16 protein-coding genes, 1 tRNA gene and 1 pseudogene are annotated in these 17708 nt (G+C 68.7%); 8 read left to right on the top strand and 10 right to left on the bottom strand.

From position 1 onward, the window contains the following. Together V7702_RS13505 and V7702_RS13500 are read left to right on the top strand one after the other, a co-directional pair. On the top strand, positions 1-898 hold an 898-nt coding region (locus V7702_RS13505; RefSeq protein WP_335650620.1), incomplete at its 5' end, for a FecR family protein. 43 nt (positions 899-941) lie between these two features. Then, the gene (locus V7702_RS13500; protein WP_335650619.1) at positions 942-3710 is read left to right on the top strand and encodes a TonB-dependent receptor domain-containing protein; all 2769 of its coding nucleotides are present in this window, start codon (positions 942-944) and stop codon (positions 3708-3710) included. Between the two features lie 171 nt (positions 3711-3881). On the opposite strand, the gene V7702_RS13495 is transcribed toward V7702_RS13500, so the two are convergent. The 5 genes from V7702_RS13495 to V7702_RS13475 form a co-directional block, all read right to left on the bottom strand. Next, positions 3882-7097: an efflux RND transporter permease subunit gene (locus tag V7702_RS13495; protein WP_335650618.1), complete on the bottom strand. Its 3216-nt coding sequence runs from the start codon at positions 7095-7097 to the stop codon at positions 3882-3884. An 11-nt stretch (positions 7098-7108) separates the two neighbouring features. Continuing rightward, positions 7109-8281: an efflux RND transporter periplasmic adaptor subunit gene (locus V7702_RS13490; protein WP_335650621.1), complete on the bottom strand. Its 1173-nt coding sequence runs from the start codon at positions 8279-8281 to the stop codon at positions 7109-7111. Then, positions 8281-9543, bottom strand: a complete 1263-nt coding sequence (locus tag V7702_RS13485) for a TolC family protein (protein ID WP_335650617.1) — start codon at positions 9541-9543, stop codon at positions 8281-8283. Before V7702_RS13485 ends, V7702_RS13490 begins: the two co-directional genes overlap by 1 nt. Before the next feature lie 53 nt (positions 9544-9596). Then, the gene (locus V7702_RS13480) at positions 9597-9986 is read right to left on the bottom strand and encodes a hypothetical protein (protein WP_335650616.1); all 390 of its coding nucleotides are present in this window, start codon (positions 9984-9986) and stop codon (positions 9597-9599) included. A gap of 31 nt (positions 9987-10017) precedes the next feature. Further along, positions 10018-10093, bottom strand: a tRNA-Ile gene (locus V7702_RS13475). Between the two features lie 146 nt (positions 10094-10239). Here V7702_RS13475 and V7702_RS13470 point away from each other — a divergent pair. Further along, the gene (locus V7702_RS13470; protein ID WP_335650615.1) at positions 10240-10989 is read left to right on the top strand and encodes an SIMPL domain-containing protein; all 750 of its coding nucleotides are present in this window, start codon (positions 10240-10242) and stop codon (positions 10987-10989) included. Between the two features lie 37 nt (positions 10990-11026). On the opposite strand, the gene V7702_RS13465 is transcribed toward V7702_RS13470, so the two are convergent. From V7702_RS13465 to V7702_RS13455, 3 genes are all read right to left on the bottom strand, one after another. Further along, positions 11027-11491 (bottom strand): hypothetical protein, encoded by a 465-nt coding sequence (locus V7702_RS13465; protein WP_335650614.1) that lies wholly within the window; start codon positions 11489-11491, stop codon positions 11027-11029. Further along, positions 11491-11847, bottom strand: a complete 357-nt coding sequence (gene panD / locus V7702_RS13460) for an aspartate 1-decarboxylase (RefSeq protein WP_293317835.1) — start codon at positions 11845-11847, stop codon at positions 11491-11493. The genes V7702_RS13465 and panD overlap by 1 nt, the downstream gene beginning before the upstream one ends. 168 nt (positions 11848-12015) lie before the next feature. Next, positions 12016-12918, bottom strand: a complete 903-nt coding sequence (locus V7702_RS13455; protein WP_335650613.1) for an alpha/beta hydrolase — start codon at positions 12916-12918, stop codon at positions 12016-12018. Positions 12919-13011: 93 nt separating this feature from the next. On the opposite strand from V7702_RS13455, the gene V7702_RS13450 reads away from it, so the two are divergent. After that, positions 13012-14247 carry a serine hydrolase domain-containing protein gene (locus V7702_RS13450; RefSeq protein WP_335650612.1) on the top strand — a complete coding sequence of 412 codons (1236 nt, stop codon included), beginning with the start codon at positions 13012-13014 and terminating at the stop codon, positions 14245-14247. A gap of 45 nt (positions 14248-14292) precedes the next feature. Here V7702_RS13450 and V7702_RS13445 read toward each other — a convergent pair whose 3' ends face one another. Then, positions 14293-14664, bottom strand: a complete 372-nt coding sequence (locus V7702_RS13445; protein ID WP_335650611.1) for a hypothetical protein — start codon at positions 14662-14664, stop codon at positions 14293-14295. Positions 14665-14761: 97 nt separating this feature from the next. On the opposite strand from V7702_RS13445, the gene V7702_RS13440 reads away from it, so the two are divergent. The 4 genes and pseudogenes from V7702_RS13440 to coaD form a co-directional block, all read left to right on the top strand. Next, positions 14762-15382: a TIGR02466 family protein gene (locus V7702_RS13440; RefSeq protein WP_335650610.1), complete on the top strand. Its 621-nt coding sequence runs from the start codon at positions 14762-14764 to the stop codon at positions 15380-15382. 73 nt (positions 15383-15455) lie between these two features. Then, the gene (locus tag V7702_RS13435) at positions 15456-15683 is read left to right on the top strand and encodes a flagellar basal body rod C-terminal domain-containing protein (RefSeq protein WP_335650609.1); all 228 of its coding nucleotides are present in this window, start codon (positions 15456-15458) and stop codon (positions 15681-15683) included. Positions 15684-15745: 62 nt separating this feature from the next. Then, entirely contained in the window at positions 15746-16567 is an 822-nt protein-coding gene (locus tag V7702_RS13430; protein ID WP_335650608.1) for an RMD1 family protein, read from the top strand. A 118-nt stretch (positions 16568-16685) separates the two neighbouring features. Further along, positions 16686-17171: pseudogene (gene coaD, locus V7702_RS13425) on the top strand (pantetheine-phosphate adenylyltransferase); the annotation flags it as partial. A gap of 189 nt (positions 17172-17360) precedes the next feature. On the opposite strand, the gene V7702_RS13420 reads toward coaD, so the two are convergent. Next, a partial coding sequence (locus V7702_RS13420; protein WP_335650607.1) for a sigma-70 family RNA polymerase sigma factor occupies positions 17361-17708 on the bottom strand: 348 nt, incomplete at its 5' end.

Here is a 17708-nt window from a genome sequence, read left to right as displayed (position 1 = left end):
GGCCTGGATCACAGCCGATGTCGCCCAGGCCGAGGCCTGGGTGGGGATCGGGGAGGTCATGGGGCTGTTCGGTGACGCCTCGGCGCCCGAACTGGCCCCCCTGCGGGACCAGGCGCTTCAGACCGCAAACCAGGGCGTGCGCCGTCCCCCGGTCCTCACCCGCCGGCGACTGATCGGCGGCGGGGTGGGCGCCGGACTGGCCGCGGCCGCGGCCGGCCTCGTGGTCCTGGGCGCGCAGCCCCCCTGGCGGACCTACCGCGCCGAGCCGGGCGCGCGGCGCAGCGTCACCCTGGCCGATGGATCGCGGCTGACCCTGGACGCCGGGGCCGAGGTGCGCACGCGGTTCACGGACGGGCGCCGGGACCTTGTGCTCGCCACCGGACAGGCCCGCTTCGAGGTGGCCAAGGATCCCCGGCGGCCGTTCGCCGTCGCCGTGGGCGATCACCTCGTCGTCGCCACGGGCACGGCCTTCAATATCGAGCACGACGGCGATGGCGCGATGGTCACGCTCCTGGAGGGCCGGGTCGAGGTCCGCGCCCGGCGGACGGGCCAGGTCGCCGCCCAGCTCCAGCCGGGCCAGGGCTATCGGCTCGCCGCCGGCGGTGACGGGGTGCTGGTCCCGCAAGCCGACGTGAAGCAGGCGGTCGCCTGGACCGAAGGCCAGCTCATCTTCCAGGACGAGCGGCTCGAGACGGCGGCCCGCCGGGTCAGCCGCTACTCGCCGCAGCGCCCGATCCGCGTGTCGCCGGAGGCGGGCGACCTGCGGGTCAGCGGCGTCTTCGCCGCCGACGACGCCGACGCCTTTGTCGAGGCGGTGAGCCTCTACCTGCCTGTGGCGGCGATACGGGGGCCCGACGGAACGGTCGATCTGGCCCTCCGGCGGGCGGCCGCGCCATGACCCCGACCTGCGGCCAGGCCCAAAGGTTCGGCTAGACATGGTCTTGGCCTCGCGCCTTGGAAGATCACCCGCCTGGCCGCTCGCGGTCCTGGCCCTCGCCCTCCTTGCCCCCGTCGCAGCCTTCGCCCAGCCTGCGCGCGCCGCAGCCTACGACCTTGCGCCCCGGGACCTGGCCGGCGCGCTCGTCTGGTACAGCCTGCAGACCGGCCGGCCGCTGATCGTCGATCCGCAGCTGACCCGTGGGCGGCGGTCCGGCCGCGTCCATGGAGCCCGCACCGCCGAAACAGCCCTGGAGCAGGTGCTGGCCGGCACGGGCCTGACCGCGACGCGATCGCCGGGCGGCGTCGTGATGATCGGGCCGGCCGCCGCGGCGGCGGTCCAGCCGCCCGCGCCGCCCGCGCCGCCTCCGGCGATCACCGAGCTGCCGGAACTGGTCGTCACCGCCGAGCGTCGCCCAAGCCTCGCCTTCGAGACCCCGATGGCCCTGTCCACCTTCTCCGGCGAGCGCCTGCGGCGGCTCGGCCTGACCGATATGGAGGCGGTGGCGCAACAGACGCCGGGACTCACCGTCTCGGCCGCCTCCCCCGCCAATGCGGGGTTTTCCGTGCGGGGCGTCACCCAGGCGTCCGGCGACGCGACCCGCGAGCCTCGTGTCTCGATCTTCCAGGATGGTGTGCCAGCCTCGAAGGAGCGAGGCGCCTATTTCGAACTCTTCGACGTGGACCGGATCGAGGTGGTCAAGGGGCCGCAGTCCACCCTCTACGGCCGCAGCGCCATGACCGGCGCCATCAATATCGTACAGAACAAGGCCGACCCGGACAGCACCTCAGCCCGCCTGCGGCTGGAAGCGGGAGGCCAGGGCTGGCGCCGCGTGGACGCCATGGCGAACCTCCCCCTCGGCGAAACCATGGGCCTGCGGCTGGCTGCTGTGAGCCGCCACCGCGACGGGGACGTGACCAACCTGCTCGGCGGGGAGGACCTCCAGGCGATCTCCACCGACGCCGGCCGCCTCGGGCTGAGCCTGCGACGCGACTGGGGCGCGGCCGACCTGATCATCAACTATCAACATGACCGCTCCAGCGGCCCGGCGCTGAAGTCCTTCCTGTTCGCGCCGGCCGACCCGGTGTCTGGCCAGCCCCTGGGAGACCTTGACCGTTTCACCCCGCCGGCCCTGTCGGCCCGGGACGCCCAGGGTCGCGACCAGCCGCTCGGCCTGGACCGGCAACTCTTCTCGGCCAGCTTCGGGCTTGAGACGGACATCTCGCCGGCGCTCACCCTGTCGAGCCTGACGTCCTATCGGCGCTTCGCCGCTGACGACCAGCAGGACGCCGACGGCCTCGCCCTGCCGATCGTGAGCCTGCTGGAGGAAACACGGGGCGCTCAGGTCAACCAGGAGATCCGCCTCGCCTACGACCGGCGCGGCGCGTGGCGAGGCTTCGTGGGCGTCAACCTCTTCGAGGAACATGGAACCCAGAGGGTGCCGATGGTGATCGATGAGCGGCTCCAGCTGGCGCGCATGATGGGCCGCCTGACCAGCCCCTGGCCCCAGTCCGCCGACGTCCTCCTGCAAGCTCAGTTCCTGGCCGACCAGTTGCGCGGTCTCGCCGCCGGCCGCGGCTACGAACTGGAGGGGACGACGGCGCTGGCCATCGCCGGCAATCTCAAGGCGCTCCACCTGGAGCGGACCCAGAACTTCAGTGATGTGCAGGCGCTCGACATCTTCGCCGACGCCACAAGGCGCATCGGAACCAGTTGGGAGGTGTCCGCCGGCCTGCGTTACGGAATTGACCAGAAGACCAGCGCGGTGTCGCCGGCCGTTCCGCTGGGGCCCTCCGTCCTCGCCAGCGTGATCGCAGCCGCAGGCATGGATCAGGCCAGACGCCAGACGTTCCTCCGGCACCTGGCTGGCCCTGACGCAGGACGCCTGTCGACGGAATGGCCGCTCTACGGCCTTCTCTTTCAGCCCACCCTCGGCAATGGCGACAAGATTTCCAGCGATCTGGAAGACTCCGGCTGGAGCTGGCGCCTTGCGGCGAGGTACGAGCCGAACCCCACGGTCAGCGTCTATGGGACCTATGCCCGCGGACGGCGGCCGACCGTCCTGGTGGCGGGCGCCCCTGCCACGCCCCAGGGACCCGCCAGGTTTGGCGTCGTGCCCGCCGAGGTGGTGGACTCCTGGGAATTGGGCGCAAAGGTGCGGCCGGCGCGCCTTCGACTGGCGCTCGATGCGGCCGTCTACGCCTACGACTATCGCGATTTTCAGACCACCCGCGTGGAAGCCGGGCAGCTGCGGACCGTGAACGCTGGTCAAGCGACTGCGCATGGCCTCGAGGTGGAGGCCACGTTCATGCCATCGCCCGCCGCCACGGTTGGCGCGACCTACGCCTATGGACATGCCAGGCTGAGGTCGGGCGCTGTGGCGGGCAACCGCTTCCGCCTCGCACCGGACCATCAAGCGTCAATCCACGCTGATATCGTCTGGCCCCTTCTCGACGGCGAACTCGCCTTTCGCCCTGTCTATAGTTGGCGCTCGAAGTTCTTCTTCTCCGACGATAACGACCGGCCAGAGCTCTCTCGCGCCCTCGCGCCGGACACGATCCAGGACGAATGGCAGGACGGCTACGGGCTCCTGGACCTGCGCCTGGCGTTTCGGCCGTCCAGCTCAGCATGGACCGTCACGGCGTTCGCCAAAAACGCCCTCGACGAGCGCTACATCCAGGAAGCCGGCTTCATCGGCGAGGCCCTCGGCTACTCGGCCAGCGCGCCCGGACCTCGCCGCCTGATCGGACTGGCGGTCGAGTGGGATTGGTGAGCCGCCGACCAGGACCGGATCCCACTTTTGCAGAGCGCGCTCCAATCTCCCCCCCACTCCGGCCTCGTCCTAGCGAGGCTCGGGACAACCGCTCGCGGCGGAAGAAGCCGATGCAGAGGGTCGCGGCCGTGGACTTCAGCCCCGCCGTGGCGGCAAGCCAGCTCCCGAGGGTCATGCGGCGTCTGTCGGCCGATGCCGGACCGCCTTCGCAGCGAAGGTCGGCAGCACAAGAAGGGTCAACGCCGTAGCGGTCAAAAGCCCCCCGATGACCACGGTCGCCAGGGGTTTCTGCACCTCAGCCCCGGCTCCGTGCGCCAGGGCCATGGGGATGAAGCCGACAATGGCGACCAGCGCCGTCGTCAGCACCGCCCGCAGGCGACTTGAGGCGCCTTCTATCGCCGCTTCCCGGGGCGGCAGGCCCGCGGTCAGTCGCTGACGGATGGCCTGCATGAGCACCAGGCCGTTCAGGGTCGCGACGCCTGACACGGCGATGAAGCCGACCGCCGCAGAGACGGAGAAGGGCATGCCCCTCGCCAGCAGGGCCAAGGCCCCCCCGATCAAGGCGAGTGGCACGCAGGCGAAGACCAGACCAGCCTCAGCAAACGAGCCAAGGGCGAGGAACAGCAACACTCCAATCAGGACGAACACCACAGGGATGACGAGGCTGAACCGCTCTTCGGCCCGCTTCAGGTTCTCGAACTGACCACCCCAGTCCAGATAGACCCCGGCGGGAAGCGCGATCTGCCCCACCCGGTCCTGGGCGTCAGAGACGAACCCGCCGAGATCGCGACCCCGGACATTGGCCTGGACCACCATCCGGCGGCTGCCGTTCTCCCGGCTGATCTGGTTTGGGCCTTCGGCGCTCTGGATGCGCGCGACCGACGACAGCGGCACAACGGCGCCGGTTTCGGAGACCACGGGAAGAGCCGCCAAGGCGGCGGGGTCGTTCCGGTCGGCGTTGGCCAGGCGCACGACGACATCGAAACGGCGATCACCCTCGAAGATGACCCCAGCTTCGGCGCCGCCAATGCCCGTGGACACAGCGTCAGTGACGTCTGCGGCGGTCAGGCCATAGCTTGCGGCGGCGATGCGATCGACGCTGACGGTCAGGGTCGGCAGGCCAGACGCCTGTTCCACCCGCACATCTGCCGATCCGGTCGTCTCGCGCAGACGACCTGCGACCTGTTCGGCCACCCGCTGGAGGGTGTCGAAATCGTCGCCATAGACCATGACGGCGAGGTCGGTTCGCACGCCGGAAATGAGTTCATTGAAGCGCAGTTCAATCGGCTGGCTGAACTCAAGATTGTTGCCGATCTGCTGGCTTGCGACCTCTTCGATACGCGCGATCAGCGCCTCCTTCTCCAGGCCTGGATCGGGCCATTCTTTGCGGTCCTTCAGGACGATGACGCTGTCGGAAATGTTCGGCGGCATCGGATCGACCGCCGCCTCGGCCGTCCCGGTCCTGGAGAACATGATCTCCACCTCGGGCTGGGCTGTGATGGCGCGCTCCAGGGCCATCTGCATAGCCAGAGACTGTTCAAGCGAGGCCGACGGCACACGCAGGGCCTGCATGGCGATGTCGCCTTCATCGAGAGTCGGGATGAACTCCCGGCCCAGCGACATGAAGGCTGCCGCGCCGACGAGAAGAGCGACCAGGGCGGAGATCAGCACCACCTTTGGTCGCCCCACCGCCGCGTGGATCGCGGGCTTGATATAGCGGCGGGCGAATCGAAGAAGGCGGGTCTCGTGCTCGGCGACCTCGCCGTTAGGACCCAGATGCACAGACTTCGGATCGCGGACCATCAAGGCGGTCATGGCGGGCACGAAGGTGAAGGAGAAGATGAACGCGCCGACCAGAGCCAGCATGACGGTGGCCCCCATGGGCTGGAACGTCTTGCCCTCCACCCCCTCCAGCATCAGCAGCGGCGCAAACACCAGAAGGATGATCAGCTGTCCGAACGCTGCGGGTTTCACCATCTGGCGCGCTGACTGAACGGCCGCGTCCAGCCGTTCGGACCGGTTGAGCATGCGGCCAAGTTGGGCGCGGCGCTGGGTGAGCATCAGCAAGGTGTTCTCGATCACCACCACCCCGCCATCGACCATCAGGCCAAAGTCCAGAGCGCCCAGACTCATCAGGTTTCCGCTGATCCCGAACCGGTTCATGCCGATGACGGCGAACAGGAAGCTGAGGGGGATCATCAAGGCCGTGATGCTGGCCGCACGAATGTTCCCCAGGAGCAGGAACAAGACCAAGATCACCAGCAGGGCGCCCTCTGTGAGGTTGCGGGCGACCGTGGCGATGGTTGAATTGACCAGGGCGCTCCGGTTCAGAACGATCGTCGCGACGACCCCCGGCGGCAGGCTGTTATCCACCTCCTCAAGGCGTTCGGCCGCCGACTGGGCCACCGTGCGGCTGTTGCCACCGGCGATCATCAGCGCGGTGCCGAGCACCGCCTCGTGTCCATCACGGCTGGCGCCGCCGAGGCGGGGCGCGTGGCCGATCTCGACCGTCGCCACATCAGTGACCCGGACAACCAGACCGTCGCGGTTGACCACAGGCGCCTGGGCCAGGTCTTCGATCGTGGTCGCCAAGGCGTCGGCGCGCACCACAAAGGCTTCGCCGGCCCGCTGGATGTAGCCTGCGCCGGCCTGGGTGTTGGCGCGCGCCAGCGCCTCGACCAGGTCGTTGAGGCTCAATCCGTAGCTTGAGAGTCGGGCGATATCCGGACGAACCGCATACTCTTTGACGTAACCACCCACGGTATCGACGCCCGCCAAGCCTTCCGCGCCGCGCATCTGAGGCGCAACGATCCAGTCCTGTACTGTACGTAGATAGGTCGCCTGCTCTTCCGGCGTGGCCAGGCGCTGGCCCTCCGGCGTCAGGTACACGGCCCCAGCCTGCCAGCCGGGCTGGCCGGGTTCGGCGAGGTTCTCGCTGTTGAAGGGAACGTAGTCCACGGTCCACATCAGGACTTCGCCGAGACCCGTCGTGACGGGCGACATGGCCGGCTCCACCCCGTCTGGGAGGCCTTCGCGGGCCTCCGCCAGCCGCTCGGACACCTGCTGGCGGGCGAAATAGATGTCGGTGCTATCGGTGAAGATGGCTGTGATCTGGCTGAAGCCGTTACGCGACAATGATCGGGTGCTCGTCAGGCCTGGGATGCCCGCCAGCGCCGTCTCCAGCGGATAAGTGACCTGGCGCTCGATCTGCTCTGGAGCCAGGGCGGGCGCCACCGTGGTGATCTGCACCTGTCGGTTGGTGATGTCGGGCACGGCGTCGATCGGCAGCCTGGTGAGTTCGTAGAGGCCAAAACCGGCGACGACCGTGACCGCGATGACGACGAACCAGCGGAAGTGGACCGAGGCGGCGATGATTGCATTGAACATGTGTGTCGCCCCTAGTGGCCGTGCTCGGCCTCGCCCTTGGCGAGTTCGGCTTTGAGGAGAAATGCGTTGGCGCCGGCGACACGCTCGGATCCGGTCAGTCCGCTGACAACTTCGGTGCGGCCAGCGGCCTGACGGCCAACAAGCACAGGCACGGAGCGGAACCCGTCATCCGTGCGCACGAAGACGACGCTTTGTCCTTCCACCGTCTGAACTGCCTCGGATGGCACGCTCAGGCCTCCTGAGGACTTGCCGGTGACCACAGCGCCGGTGACGGCCGATCCAGCTGGCGGAAGCCCCCCGCCTGTCGGCCTGGCCCGGATGACCGTGGCGCCGGTCGCAACGCCGGCGCCGGCGGCCACCCCGGTGACGATGGCCTCGACTTCGCCGGCGGGCCCCTGGACGCGGATGGGCGTCCCCGCTTGGACCTGCGCGGCCAAGGTCGGCGGCGCGCTGAAGACGATTTCGACTCGGGCTGGGTTTGTCACTTCTGCGACCACGCCGCCCTGGGCGGCGAAGCCGCCAGGGCCGACCAGAACGCTCGTCACGATCCCATCGATCGGACTCCTGACGCTGAGGCGTCCCGAGGTCGTCGGGGAACCGGCGGCGGCCGCGCGGGCGCGAGCTGCGCGGGCGCTGGCTTGCGCGCTGAGGGCCTGGGCGTGCGCGACCTCGGCGTCTCGTTGGGCGACGACGCCCTGCTCCGCCAGACTCTCCTCGCGGCCGTGGGCTTGCTCGGCGGCGACCGCATTGGCCTGGGCGGCGTCCGCCTCGGCGCGGAGCCCTGCGGCGTCCCCGCTGACCAGCACCGCCAAGGCCTGGCCGGCGCGGATCGACTCCCCAGGCGCAACCAGAACACGCTCCACCCGACCGCCGACAGAAGCTGCGACCGCAGCTCGCGCATCGACCATCGGCTCAATACGCCCCGAAAGCCGCGTTTCTCCGCCCCCGCCGCTTGTAACCCCGACAATGACAATGCCGGCGGCCTCGATCTGAGCCTCGGTGAGGGCGACGTGCGCTTCGCCTTCCTGTCCGGCGTGTCCCGCGCTGGCCTGCGCCTCCTCTGCGTGAGCTTCTGTGACGGCTGCAGGCGCCGACCTGGTGAGAGCGTAGACGCCGCCGCCCACCAGAACGATGGCGGCCGCGCCGCCCATGAGCCAGGTTTGATTGATCTGAGAGATGCGCATCATAGCGATGTTCCAAATGGGGCGCGGCCTTGCAGGCGCGCGAGATCGATTTCAGCGCGGACGCGGGCGAGCCGGGCGTCCACGGCGGCGTTGCGGGCATTGATCAGGGCGGCGCGCGAAGACCGCATTTCGAGTTGCGAGATGCGGCCAGCCTCAAAGCCGATCCGCGACAGGCGGTAGGCCTCCTCAGCGGCGCTCACCCCGGCGTCGGTGGCGGCCACCCGGCTGGCTGAAGCCCTCAACCGCGCCGCAGCCGCATTGCGGCTCGCCTCGGCCGCCTGCCGCGCGCCGATCAGTCGCGCCTCAGCTGCTCGAAACTCGGCCCGGGCGGCGTCGATGGCGCCCCGGTTCCGGTCGAAGAGCGGCAACGGCATGCTGACGCCGAAGGTCAGGGCCGTGGCATCCTCGGCCTCGTAGCGTCGGATGCCCACGGAGGCCCTGATGTCAGGCATGGCCCGTATCCGCTCGACCTTGATCCGGCTTTCTGCGGCGGCGCTGTCGGCCTCGGCCACCCGCACCTCAGGCGTCGCGCCCGTGGCGGCGGCCATCGCGGCAGGGACCCTATCGAGCAGACTGGACTCGATTGAGGTGACTGGCGTGGGCAGCATGGCCACGGCGGTCAGGCGCGCGAACGCCGCCTCCCGTTCAGCCCGCGCCTCTTCCAGGTTCGCACGGGCGGCCGCAGCTTCGGCCTCCCCTTGAATGCTGCGCAGGCGTGGTTCGCGGCCTTCCTCCACGAGTATCTGGGCGGCGCGTGCGTCGGCGGCCGTGACGGCGAGCGCCTCCTCGGCCAGGTGGAACCGGCGATCGGCCGCCTCGGCCTCGGCATAGGCCAGGGCCAGCTGGTTGGCGGCCTCCACACTGGCCAGATCAAGGCGCAGGACAGCTGCGCCGGCTTGCGCCCGCGCCACGCCCACCCGGGCGCCTCGACGCCCCCAAAGCTCAAGGTCCTGGCTGAACGACAGGGTGGTCTCGGCGTTGTCGTAGTCCTGGAAGGGGCCGCTGCCGTAGGCGTTTTCGACCTCCAGCCCCAATTCAGGATTGGCGACGGTACGCGCCTGTCTGACCCGCGCCTCGGCGGCGTCAAGAAGGGCGCCGGCCTCCAAGGTGGCGGGTGTCTCGTCCAGCCGGAGGAGCAGGGCCTCGAATGAGGGCGCCGGGTCGGCCCGGACGGGGCTTTCCAGACAGGCGGTCGCAGTCGCTATTGCGACGACGGCGCAGCCCGCCGCGATACGCGGCCGGCGACGAATAGGGGGTGACATGATGTGTTTCCCGAGTGGTTGACGTGAAAGGCGCGCGGACGCGCGCGATCCCATCAGCCCCGGGGAGGACGATCCGGGCCAGCCGGCGTGCGGGACACCAGCGGTTGCTGAGGCGCTAAGCCCCTCTGATCATGGCGATCAGCCACTGCCGACACATCGATACCGCTCACGACAATGCCACCGCCATGGTGGCAGTGGCCATGTGAACAGGTCGCGTAACCGTCAGGATGGTCAGTCGAGGGAGTGTCGGCCAGGCTATCCACCGACGCCGCAGCGGCAGGTTCGCTCGCGCAGGCGGCGGCGTCGAAGGCGGGAAGCAGCGCGAACAGGGCGATGAACGCCGCCAGAATCGCCGTCGCAACCCCATGCCGGAACGCCGTTGCACCCATGAGTCCCCGTAGCACGCGGACGGATGTCAGGAAATGGGTCAGCTCAGCAGCCATCCAAGGCGGCTACACCATCGTGCGCTTCCGCTGGTGGGCCCGGCAGGACTCGAACCTGCAACCAGACCGTTATGAGCGGCCGGCTCTAACCATTGAGCTACAGGCCCCATCAGCGGAGGGCCTGCGGTTAGCATGGGCTGCACGCAGCTTAAAGCTCCGGTTCAGGTTCAGCTTGCGAGGGTGGAACGCCAAGGCCGTCGCGGCGCTTTCCGCTGTGGCCTATGGTCAAGTTTCAATTGGACTGGAGATTTCCATGAAGACCCTGTTGCGCGCCGGCGTGCTGAGCCTGAGCCTTGCGGCCCTGGCGCCTGCCGCCCTCGCCCAGACCGCCCCGGCGCCTGCTGCGCCGGCGGCCGACTCCATGTTCCGCGCCACCACCCTGAACCTTTCGGCCGTCGGCGAGGTGGATGTCGCGCCTGACATGGCGACCATCAGCCTGGGCGTGCAGACCGAGGCCCCCACGGCCCAGGCGGCCATGCAGGCCAACGCCCAGCAGATGAGCCGGGTGATGGCCGCCTTGAACCGCGCCGGGATCGAGGGCCGCGACATCCAGACGTCGAACCTGAACCTGTCGGCCCAGTACGACTATGTCGAGAACCAGCCGCCGCGCCTGCGGGGCTATCAGGCGAGCAACCAGGTGACTGTGAAGGTGCGTGATCTGGACCGGCTCGGCGCAGCGGTGGACGCCACGGTCAATGCCGGCGCCAATCAGATCAACAATATCAGCTTCGGTCTGAACGACCGGAGCCAGGCCGAGAACGCCGCCCGTCAGGCCGCCGTCCGAGACCTGCAGGCCAAGGCCCAGCTCTATGCCCAGGCCACCGGTCACCGGGTCGGTCGCCTGGTCACCCTGAGCGAAGGGACCAGCTATTCGGCTCCGCAGCCGCCCATGCCCTACATGGCCATGGCGCGCAGCGAAGGCATGAGAGACTCCACGCCGGTGTCCGGCGGCGAGCTGACCGTGCGGGTGGATATTTCGGGTCTCTATGAACTGACCCGCTGAGGGATCAGGCCTTCGCTTCCCCGAAGGGTGCGGAGGCCTATTCCAGGCCGGCGGCGGAAAAGGCGCTGGCCAGGCGGTCGGTCATGATCATGCCCGGCAAGGCGCGCTGGCCTTCCATGACGGCGGCGAAGACCAGGTCGCGGCCCGCGACCGGCCCGGCCGCCCAGCCGACGCTGCGCGAGCCGTCGGCGGCGGTGGGGCAACTGATCGCCACGCCCTCGGCCGCGGGATCAAAGCGCTTCAGAAGATCTTCCACCGTCCGTTCAGCCTGGTCCTGACACCCCGGATAGGTGCGGGCGCAGACCGTGTTGGTGCCATAGCGATAGACGATCTTGCCGCTGGCTTGCTCGGCCAGGAGCACGCAGGTGGATGGATCGCCGATCCGCTGGCCGATCTCGCGATCCAGAACCGAGGTGTCGACCCCTTCAGGGCCGGCAGGTGCGCAGGCGAAGGTCAGCAGGGCGGCCGCAGACAAGGTCAGCGCGGCGGGCCAGCGGACCATCAGGCCGCCTGCTTCATCTCGTTGCCGTCGTCCAGCAGCACGACCGTGGGGGCGTAGTTGCGGGCTTCTTCGGCCGGCAGCAGGCCGTAGGTCACGACGATGACCTTATCGCCCTTCTGGACCAGGCGGGCGGCCGCGCCGTTCACGCCGATCACCCGTGAGCCCCGGGGGGCCTCGATGGCGTAGGTGGTGAAGCGGGCGCCGGTGGTGATGTTCAGCACATCGACCTGCTCGTGCGGCAGGATGCCCGAAGCGTCCAGCAGGTCGCGATCGATGGCGATGGAGCCTTCGTAGTCCAGATCGGCCTGGGTCACCGTCGCGCGGTGAAGCTTGGCCTTCATAAGGGTGACCAGCATGGGCGGTGCGCGTCCTTGCGTTCACGAGAACTGACAGGCCCGCCAGCCCGAAGGCCGATGGGGAAAAGGCATATACGCATTTCAACACGTCGGTTCAATTGCGGCGTTGCAACAGCTTGCCGCAACGGAAGGCAAAGGCGAACCCTGGCGGGATAAGGACTCGCCAGTCTAGGGCGCTGCAACCGAAACCGTGGCCTTCGGCCCAGCTTGGGTCTGGGCCTTCAGAAAGGCCGTCATCTCTTCCAGCACCGGCGCCCGTCCCCGCAGGGGACGCGAAAGGGCGAGCAGGACGCCGGCATGGCCGAGGTCGGGATAGACGCGGGTCTCGACCATCACCCCGCCTTGGCGCAGAGCGCTGGCCAGCGCCTCGGTGTTGCGCGGCCGGACCACGGTGTCGCTGTCTCCGGTGGCCAGGAAGACCGGCGGCGCGGCGGCGCTGACCTGATGAACCGGCTGGGTGGCGTCCAGATCAGGCGCCCCGCCGAACACCGCCTGGGTCGTCTCACCTTCCAGGGGCAGGAAGTCATAGGGGCCGGCCAGCCCGGCCACAGCCCGGATCCGATCGGGATCGACGCCGGCCTCACGCAGATAGGTCTCGTCGAGCCCCAGCATGACGGCGTTGTAGGCCCCGGCCGAATGGCCGATCAGCACGATCCGCTGCGGGTCGCCGCCATAGCGGGCGGCGTTCTCCACCGCCCAGGCCACGGCGAGCGCGCCATCGGTCAGGAAGTCGGGATAGGTGACCTCGGGATAGAGACGGTAGTCCGGCGCCAGGGCGAGGAAGCCCTCGGCCGCCAGGGCCCGGCCGACCCAGCCATAGTCCTGCCGCCGCCCATCGGTCCACGAGCCCCCATAGAAGAAGATGGCAACCGGCGCGGCCTCTGCGCCGCCGGTTGGCGCATAGACATCCAGCCGCTGGCGGGGCTCCGGACCATAGGCCAGGCCCTGCCCCTCCCGGCTGGCGGGGTCCTTGGGCGTCAGGGTGGCGAAGGCGGTCAGGGGCGAACAGGCGCACAGGGTGAGCGCCACCCCGAGGACGGCGAGAACGGGCGCAAGGGGCGGCAGGGTCATGAGGGCTCCGGGTTCGGCTTGACGCAGGCCTGCGCGCCCGGCGGTATGACGGACGAACTGGACATACAAGAACGCTACGAAGGGACGAAACGAATGGACGGCGGATTTTCCCCAAATGGTCTCGAGGCCATCGGCCCGGCGCTTCAGGGCGTTGTGGACGCCGGCGACCTGTCGGGCTTCGTCACCCTGGTCTGGCGCAGGGGCGAGGTGGTGCGGATCGACACCGTTGGCCATCGGGACATCGAAGGCGGCAAGCCGATGACCCGCGACACCATCTTCCGCATCGCCTCCATGACCAAGCCGATCACCTCGGTGGCGGCCCTGATGCTGATGGAGGAAGGCCGGCTGAAGCTGGACGAGCCGATCACCCGCTGGGCGCCGGAGTTTTCCGACATGCAGGTGCTCGCCTCCCCCACCGGCCCGCTCGACGACACCGTCCCGGCCGCCCGCGACATCACCATCGAAGACCTGATGACCCACCGCTCGGGCCTGGCCTATGGCTTCACCTCCATGGGCCCGATCGCGCAGGCCCACGAAAAGGCCCTGGGGCCGGCGCTCGGCACGCCGCTTGCGCCGGACGAATGGATGAAGCGCCTGGGCGGACTTCCGCTGACCTTCCAGCCCGGCGACCGATTCCACTATAGCCACGCCACCGACGTGCTCGGCTTCATCATCGGCCGGATCGAGGGCAAGCCCTTCGACCAGGTCCTGCAGGACCGCATCCTCGGGCCGCTGGGCATGAGCGACACCGCCTTCCACGTGCCGCCGGAAAAGCTGGACCGGGCGGCCAAGCTCTACCGGATCAATCCCAAGACCGACTCCATGGAGGAGGTCCCCTTCCCCTACTACCAGGCGCCGCCGGCCTTCGCCGCAGGCGGCGGCGGCCTGGTGTCCACCGCCGACGACTATCTGAAGTTCGCCCGCCTCATGCTGGGCAAGGGCGAGGTCGACGGGGTGCGGCTGCTGAAGACCGAAACGGTGGAGATGATGACCGCCGACCGGCTGACCCTGCCCCAGAGGGAGATCCCCTTCATGGGCATCCCGTTCTGGATGGGCCAGGGCTTTGGCCTGGGGGTCTCGATGATCACCGATCCGGTGAAGCAGGCCTGGATGGGGGCGGGCAACGCCGGGGCCTTCGGCTGGCCCGGCGCGTTCGGCACCTGGTGGCAGGCCGATCCGGAGGCCGAGATGGTGCTGATCTACCTGATCCAGAACTCGATGCCGCTTGGGCCTGAGGCCGCGGCGCAACTGGCCACCGGCCAGCGCATGGGCGGCCGCGCCGCCCTGCCGGTGTTCCAGAAGATGGTCTACGGCGCCCTGGCCGGCTGAGGGCCTGCGCCCCTCCCCTCGCACGAGGCGGAGGGGCGCACCGAGTTAGCCGCGGGGAGCGACGCAGATGGGCTGGCCCTGGAACATGTCGCCCAGCAGGCTGCCGTCCCGGCCAGCTTCACGGCGGGCGGCGTAGAGGGCGTTGTTCTCAGCCGGGGCCTTCTGGCCGGGACCGCAGACGGCCACGTCGGTGCGCATGCCCTGCGGGCAGCTGCAGATATCTTCGCGCTGGTCCAGACGGCTGGCGGGCACCTTGCAGACCACCGGCAGCAGACCACCGCCGACGTCGAGGCAGACCTGGGTCTTGGTCGGCGGGTTGCTGTGGCTCATGCCAGCGTGATCGCCGTGGCTTTGAGCGTGGGCGGCGCCGGCGATCGCCAAGGCGGCGAGACCAGCCAAGAGAGAGACGCGTTTCATGTCGATATTCCTCCAGAGGTCTCATAAGCCACGGAAATACGGCGTGTTTCAGGCCTTTGGCTTTCCCTGCCGGGCAAGCTGATATAAGCGCCAGATCATGAGCCTGCGCCCCCTCTTCGTCACCCAGATCTATCAGGCGAGCCTCGCCGAAGAGCGGGACTTCGCCGCCTTCAACGACGAACTTGAGGAGACTATCCAGATGCTGGCGGCCGAGGACGCCGCAGGCCGTGCCTGGTCCAAGGCCAACGCCTATGGCGGCTACACCTCCTACGCCTCGCTCGACGACCTGCCGCAGCGGGCGACGGTGTTCGGGACGCTGAAGTCGAAACTCGACCGCCATGCCAGGGCCTACGCCCAGGCGCTGAACCTGGACCTGGGGGCGCGCCGGCTGAAGCTCGACAGCCTGTGGGTCAATCTGCTGAAGCCCGGCGCCGGCCACAGCGGCCACATCCATCCCCACAGCGTGCTGTCGGGCACGGTCTATGTGCGCACGCCGCCAGGCGCCAGCGCGCTCAAGCTGGAAGATCCCCGCCTGCCTCTGATGATGGCCGCTCCGCCCCGCCTGGCCGATGCGCCGGAGGCCGAGCGCAGCTTCGTCTATCTGCAGCCGCAGGCCGGCACGATCCTGATGTGGGAGAGCTGGCTGCGCCACGAGGTGCCGACCAATGGCGCCAAGACTCCGCGGATCAGCATCAGCTTCAACTACGGCTGGCGGTAGAACCGCGTTCACCATCCTTGCAAGCGGGAGCTTAACCGCCTGGGGCGCAGGGTCTCTTCGCAGGAGAACCCGCATGGACCCGATCGCCACCGCCAGCTACGGCATGCTCGCCGCCAGCCGCCGCTTCGAAGCCTCCGCCCGGCGCACCGCGACCATGGGCGTCGAAGGCTCGACCACGAGCTACGAGCAGGAGGCGGTCGAGCAGATCACCGCCAAGCACCAGTTCAAGGCCAACCTCGCCACCATCGAGACGGCCCGCGACATGTGGGACGCCCTGCTGGACCTGCAGGAACGCAGCTAGGGCTTGCGCTTCTGAAACCTCAGCGGGCTTTCGCCGGCCGCCTACCTGTGGTGCTGTAGGCGATGATGAATTCGCCCGCCGATGCGCTGCCCCTGCCCCGTGAAGACCGCTCCCTGACCGCCCGCGCCGTGGTGCTGGGCGAGCGGATCGACACCCTTGGCCTGGAGCGCCGCGACGCGCTCTCCACCGCGCCCCTGTCCTTCCGTGTGGCCGACGGCCTGGTGGTGGTCTTCCGCTACGGGGTGGTGGTCATGATCGGCCTCGATCCCCTGGCTGAAGACGACGTGATCCGCGGCGTCCTGCCCCGGGTGCATGGTCAGCACGAGGTCCGCGAGGAGGAGACCATCCAGGTCGCCGCCGGCGAGGGCGCCAGCGAAGGGGTCGAGCCCGATGGCGTGGTGCGCATCGGCTCCCTCTCGCCGGACAAGCTGCTGGTGGTCGCCGACGCTGTGGCCAAGAGCGCGGCTCTGGAGCAGGACGAGCTTCAGGTGGCCAAGGTGTTCGACACCATCGAGCCCTGGGCCCGCAAACTCTCCGACACCGGCCGCAGGCCCGGCGGTCGGCGCGACATGATCCGCCTGATCGGCGCCTCGCTCTTGGTCCAGCATCGGGTGGCCGAGCGGGTGGCGGTGCGCGAAAAGCCCGACATCCTCTGGGACAGGCCGGACCTCGAACGCCTCTATGCCCGGCTGGAGGACGAGTACGAACTGGTAGAGCGGGCCGAAACCCTGGGGCGCAAACTCGACCTGATCGGCGAGACGGCGACCGTCATGACCGACTTGATCGACACCGAGCGCTCCCTGCGCCTGGAGGCGATCATCGTCATCCTGATCCTGTTCGAGATCGTCATCACCCTCTACCAGATGGCCAGGGGCATCCACTAAGCCTCGCGCTTCATCTTGCATCGCCCGATCGGTCATCGGAGGCTGGACCCCTGGCCCACAGGTGTTGCAATGCAATTGAACAAGGCGAAGCGGACGAAGGCCCTCTTATGCGGGCTCGTTCGATCCGGTCACCCGCGGCCATCTGGACATCATCCGCAAGGCGCTCACGACCTTCGACGCCGTTCATGTCGCCGTCGGCACCAATGTGAGGAAGCAGCGGGCCTTCAGCGTCGAACAGAGCACCGAGCTCATCCGAAGCTCCGTCCTGGACCTGTGGCCGGACGCCGCCGCGATCCTCGACCAGTCGCTGGAGGTCGGCGAGTACGCCCGCCAAAGCCTCGTCCGCTATGCGCGCGACATCGGCGCCACCCACATCGTGCGCGGCCTGCGCGAGGCCACCAATTTCCATGAAGAGTTCAATCTCCATGGCCTGGCCGAGCGGCTCGATCCCTCGATCCCGATGGTCCACTTCATCTGCGACGCGCAGTTACTGCATATCTCGTCCAGCACCGCCAAGGAGCTGGAGTCAGTCGGCGAGGACATCAGCTGGCTGGTCATGCCCTCGGTGGAGGCGGCCTTCCGGGCTCGGCGAGACCACGGCTAGCGCGTAGCGCAGGAAAAAGTCGGGACACGAAGAACGCAAAGGGGCGCGAAGGACACGAAGGACCGGCGGCGGCGCCTTTGTGCCCTTCGCGCCCCTTCGTGGCCTTTGTGTCCCCTCTTATTCAATGGGAGCCGCTAGACCGCCTGGCGCAACGAAAAACCCCGCCGTTTCCGGCGGGGTTCTGGTGTCTTAGCTGTCGAGGAAGCTGCGGAGCTTTCGCGACCGCGAGGGGTGCTTGAGCTTGCGGAGCGCCTTGGCCTCGATCTGGCGGATCCGTTCGCGGGTGACGCTGAACTGCTGGCCGACCTCTTCGAGGGTGTGGTCGGTGTTCATGCCGATGCCGAAGCGCATGCGCAGCACGCGCTCTTCCCGCGGGGTCAGCGAGGCAAGAACGCGCGTGGTGGTCTCGCGCAGGTTCGACTGGATGGCCGCATCGATGGGCAGGATGGCGTTCTTGTCCTCGATGAAGTCGCCCAGGTGGCTGTCCTCTTCGTCGCCGATCGGCGTCTCGAGGCTGATCGGCTCCTTGGCGATCTT

Source organism: Phenylobacterium sp. (genome assembly GCF_036963605.1).
Classification (GTDB): domain Bacteria; phylum Pseudomonadota; class Alphaproteobacteria; order Caulobacterales; family Caulobacteraceae; genus Phenylobacterium.
The sequence above is the reverse complement of the archived record's forward strand: the minus strand, read 5'-3'. Positions and strand labels throughout refer to the sequence as shown.

What these genes read in the sequence shown, in the direction of transcription:
- V7702_RS13495 (WP_335650618.1), bottom strand. Translation starts at nt 7,097, where the DNA reads ATGTTCAATGCAATCATCGCCGCCTCGGTCCACTTCCGCTGGTTCGTC.
- V7702_RS13490 (WP_335650621.1), bottom strand. Translation starts at nt 8,281, where the DNA reads ATGCGCATCTCTCAGATCAATCAAACCTGGCTCATGGGCGGCGCGGCC.
- V7702_RS13485 (WP_335650617.1), bottom strand. Translation starts at nt 9,543, where the DNA reads ATGTCACCCCCTATTCGTCGCCGGCCGCGTATCGCGGCGGGCTGCGCC.
- V7702_RS13480 (WP_335650616.1), bottom strand. Translation starts at nt 9,986, where the DNA reads ATGGCTGCTGAGCTGACCCATTTCCTGACATCCGTCCGCGTGCTACGG.
- V7702_RS13470 (WP_335650615.1), top strand. Translation starts at nt 10,240, where the DNA reads ATGAAGACCCTGTTGCGCGCCGGCGTGCTGAGCCTGAGCCTTGCGGCC.
- V7702_RS13465 (WP_335650614.1), bottom strand. Translation starts at nt 11,491, where the DNA reads ATGGTCCGCTGGCCCGCCGCGCTGACCTTGTCTGCGGCCGCCCTGCTG.
- panD (WP_293317835.1), bottom strand. Translation starts at nt 11,847, where the DNA reads ATGCTGGTCACCCTTATGAAGGCCAAGCTTCACCGCGCGACGGTGACC.
- V7702_RS13455 (WP_335650613.1), bottom strand. Translation starts at nt 12,918, where the DNA reads ATGACCCTGCCGCCCCTTGCGCCCGTTCTCGCCGTCCTCGGGGTGGCG.
- V7702_RS13450 (WP_335650612.1), top strand. Translation starts at nt 13,012, where the DNA reads ATGGACGGCGGATTTTCCCCAAATGGTCTCGAGGCCATCGGCCCGGCG.
- V7702_RS13445 (WP_335650611.1), bottom strand. Translation starts at nt 14,664, where the DNA reads ATGAAACGCGTCTCTCTCTTGGCTGGTCTCGCCGCCTTGGCGATCGCC.
- V7702_RS13440 (WP_335650610.1), top strand. Translation starts at nt 14,762, where the DNA reads ATGAGCCTGCGCCCCCTCTTCGTCACCCAGATCTATCAGGCGAGCCTC.
- V7702_RS13435 (WP_335650609.1), top strand. Translation starts at nt 15,456, where the DNA reads ATGGACCCGATCGCCACCGCCAGCTACGGCATGCTCGCCGCCAGCCGC.
- V7702_RS13430 (WP_335650608.1), top strand. Translation starts at nt 15,746, where the DNA reads ATGATGAATTCGCCCGCCGATGCGCTGCCCCTGCCCCGTGAAGACCGC.